Origin of the sequence: Vibrio cincinnatiensis (genome assembly GCF_022113815.1) — a bacterium.
Lineage (GTDB): Bacteria > Pseudomonadota > Gammaproteobacteria > Enterobacterales > Vibrionaceae > Vibrio > Vibrio cincinnatiensis_A.
In genome coordinates this window covers 1-2,685 of record NZ_SGOM01000036.1, presented here as the reverse complement: position 1 = coordinate 2,685, position 2,685 = coordinate 1, and the positions used below count along the sequence as shown (strand labels likewise).

The 2,685-nt window shown below is 38.1% G+C and carries 1 protein-coding gene; it reads left to right on the top strand.

Annotated elements, in window-relative coordinates; all coding sequences use genetic code 11:
• Positions 1 to 316: 316 nt before the first annotated feature.
• Positions 317 to 898: a hypothetical protein gene (locus EXA13_RS16325; protein ID WP_238134064.1), complete on the top strand. Its 582-nt coding sequence runs from the start codon at positions 317 to 319 to the stop codon at positions 896 to 898.
• Positions 899 to 2,685 lie beyond the last annotated feature (1,787 nt).

Below are 2,685 nucleotides of genomic sequence, written 5' to 3'. Positions count from 1 at the left end.
TTCTACTGGGTCAATGCTGACTTTTCGTGTAAGTTAAATCGTGTTTGGCGATGCTGTTTTTGGTAATGCTTTGAAATAGTTAGTAAAGTCACATAACAAAGCATTTAAGAGGGACAATCAACGCGTGGCATTTTTGGTTTGGGTGGCATTTGAGGTTAAGGCTGGTTAGTTTAAGTTCAGCTGTTTGCGTTGCTTGCCCCTTAATGCGGCGTTATGTTTAATCAATTAAGGTCAGCTGGTTGCATTTTTGTCCCCACGGCTTTTTAACTTTGATCTTTTCGGAAAATTAGCGAGCTAATGTGAGGTTAGTAAGTAGATGCTTAGATTTAAAATATCGTTAATGCTTTTTCTATCTTTTTCGATTAACGCGACCGAGACAGTGGATTGTGGGGACTTGTACGATAGATTTGTCGATAAAAAAAGGCTGGTTGTAAGCAGCTATTCTGAGTTGGCTGAGAAACGGGATGATTGGATAAAAAAACATCTAGATATTCATTTTGATTATGAAGATGGTTCGAGTGCTTCAGCAAAAATTCGGGTAGTCAAATTTGCTATTGTTAACAGGCTGAAGTCGGAACCATCTCTATATTTAGATGAGTTGTTTATGCCAAGAGCGATATATGAGCTTTCCAGATATTGGACTCACAATGGGGTAGACGCTGACACAGAGGAAGTGTTTATCAACATGAAAAAAGGGAGTATGAGTTTTGTTTTCCAAGATATTGAAGAATACGGTATGTCTACGGCTGTTTACGTTCTAACGTCTGGAAATCATGCGTTAATAGAAGCAATGTACCAACCGCTAGGGGACAAAGTCTTTTCACTAGGATCGTTATTACCGCTATATCCGGAGTTAACAGGAAGTGATCTAAGGGAGTTTTACTTCTGTCGATTCTAATATGAGAGGGTGGCCTTTGATCTGCTCTTAGCAAATCTCAGGACAGGTTTTTGAAGGTAAGACTGGTTAAGCTATTGTTATCGTTGAACTTGACCATTTTAAGCTTAAACATAACAAGCGCCTCAAGAGGGACTGTCAACGCGCGGCGTTTCCAGTCCCAATGGGCTGCGGTGGTTACGGTTGTTGTGATTGAGTTTTGTGGTAATGCGTTGCCAGCCCCTTAGGCGGGCGTTATGTAACCGTAGAGAAAAGACCTTAATACATTGAAATTTAACGTGTTTTTATAATTTCTTTACTTTGAATTTAGCTTCTACTTTGGATGTTCGATACTTTTAAGTGATTGTTTAAAATGGTTATTTTTAAATTTATAAACCTGGTTTTATTCATATTGGCTCAGTTTTCGTCTTCTTGTTCTTCGAGTCTTTGCTCTGAGCTTTATTGGTAAAGCTAGTTTGCGATAAGTTTGGTGGTAGTCATTTTTTTCTTTGAACTAGGGCTCGCAGTTTCGTCGTTGCCACGCGAATTCTACTGGGTTACTGCTAACTTTTCATGTAAGTTAAACGGTATTTGGCAATGTTGTTCTTTGTAATGCTTTGAAATGGTTAGAAAAGTTACATAACAAAGCATTCAAGAGGGACAGTCAACGCTTGGCAGTTTTGGTTTGGGTGAGCATTTGAGGTTACGGCTGGCTAGTTTGAGTGTAGTTGTTTGTGTTGCCTGCCCCTTAATGCGGCGTTATGTAACCGTAAAGGAAAAAAGACCACAATGCATTGAAAAGTAGATGTTTTTTATGATTGATCTAATTTCAATGTCGACTTTTTCTGAGTGGGTTTCGTGCATGTTAATTTAACTTTCGGCTTCTTGTTCTTCGAGTTTTTACTCTGGCTTCAATGGTAAAGCGGGTTTGCGTTCAGCTTGTCTATAGTCATGATCCGCAGAATCAAGTTGCTTTTGTAGTTGCCAGAGTTTTTTCTACTGGGTCAATTGCTGACTTTTCGTGTAAGTTAAATCGTGTTTGGCGATGCTGCTTTTGGTAATGCTTTGAAATGGTTAGTAAAGTTACATAACAAAGCATTCAAGAGGGACAATCAACGCGTGGCATTTTTGTTTTGGGTGAGCATTTGAGGTTACGGCTGGTTAGTTGGAGTTCAGTTGTTTGCGTTGCTTGCCCCTTAATGCGGCGTTATGTAACCGTAGAGAAAAAGACCACAATGTATTGAAAATTAGAGTGTTTTTATGATTTATTTACTGTGAGTTTGGCTTTTACTTTATATATTTGGTACTTTTAAGTAATTGTTTAAATTGGTTATTTTCAAATTTATAAACCTAGTTTATTCATATTGGCTTAGTTTTCGTCTCCTTGTTCTTCGAGTCTTTGCTCTGAGCTTTATTGGTAAAGCTAGTTTGCGATAAGTTTAGTGGCAGTCATTTTTTTCTTTGAACTAGGGCTCGCAGTTTCGTCGTTGTCACGCAAATTCTACTGGGTTACTGCTAACTTTTCATGTAAGTTAAACGATATTTGGCAATGCTGTTCTTTGTAATGCTTTGAAATGGTTAGAAAAGTTACATAACAAAGCATTTAAGAGGGACAGTCAACGCTTGGCAGTTTTGGTTTGGTTGGCATTTGAGGTTAAGGCTGGCTAGTTTTAGTACAGTTATTTGCGTTGCCTGCCCCTTAATGCGGCGTTATGTAACCGTAGAGAAAAAGAACACAATTTATTGATAATTAAGCTATTTCTATGCTTTGTCGTATTTTGATTTTGGTTTCTGATTTATTTGATAGGTAC

Bases quoted from the DNA above. Each gene is read 5' to 3' on its own strand.
- EXA13_RS16325 (WP_238134064.1), top strand. From the start codon at position 317: ATGCTTAGATTTAAAATATCGTTAATGCTTTTTCTATCTTTTTCGATT.